Source organism: Sphingomonas sanguinis NBRC 13937, from assembly GCF_001591005.1.
GTDB lineage: Bacteria > Pseudomonadota > Alphaproteobacteria > Sphingomonadales > Sphingomonadaceae > Sphingomonas > Sphingomonas sanguinis.
This window is the reverse complement of record NZ_BCTY01000128.1, coordinates 1-831: the sequence shown is the minus strand read 5'-3', so window position 1 is coordinate 831 and position 831 is coordinate 1. Positions and strand designations below refer to the sequence as shown.

Genomic DNA, 831 nt, shown 5'->3' with positions numbered 1-831 from the left:
GTTGTTGCCCCCTAAATGGCTGACAGGGCCTCGCGTGTTGTCGCGATGAACTCGCGGGGTGACCTGTAGCCGAGGGCGCGGTGTGGATGCACCTCATTATAGTGGTCGAGCCAAGCTGGCAGCTGCGCGATGACGGTCTGCGCGTCGGGCTTGGGGTTCACGCGGACGTAATCGCGCTTGAGGGTGCGGACGAACGCCTCGGCCATGCCGTTGGACTGCGGGCTGCTGACCGGGGTGGTGCGCGGCACCAGCCCGATGTCGCGAGCAAAGGTGCGGGTGTCGCGGGCGGTATAGCAGCTGCCGTTATCCGTCAGCCACTCGATTGGCTGGGGTACGCGGTTCACCCGACCGTAGCGGTGCTCGACGGTGGCGACCATCAGGTCCTGCACATCCTCGGCGGTGATGCCGCTCGTGGTTGCCACATGCCCCATTGCCTCGCGGTCGCAGCAGTCGAGCGCGAACGCGACGCGCACCTTCTCGCCGTTGTCACAGGCGATCTCCAGCCCGTCGGAGCACCAGCGAGTGTTGCGCTGGTCGACGGCGACACGGCCGTCGTGACGGCGCTCCTCGTGCCGTCCGCCGCCTCTTTGGAGCAGCAGTCCATGCACCTTCATGACGCGGTAGACGCGCTTGGGATTGGGAGCAGCGCGACCGGTCTGCTCGGCTTGGCGGCGCAGCAGGGCATGGACGCGGCGATAACCGTAGGTGGGCAGATCGGCGACAAGCGCCCGGATGTCGGCGACTAGGTCGGCGTCCGGCAATGGTGGCCGTCCGCGCGGTCGTGGCGGTGGTCGGTTGCGCATCGCAGACAGATGCGGGCGGGCGACGCTG

Annotated in this window: 1 protein-coding gene; it reads right to left on the bottom strand. The window is 67.7% G+C overall.

Annotation, left to right across the window (positions count from 1 at the left end; genetic code table 11):
- Positions 1 to 11 precede the first annotated feature (11 nt).
- On the bottom strand, positions 12 to 831 hold an 820-nt coding region (locus tag SSA01S_RS18895), incomplete at its 5' end, for an IS3 family transposase (protein ID WP_156477988.1).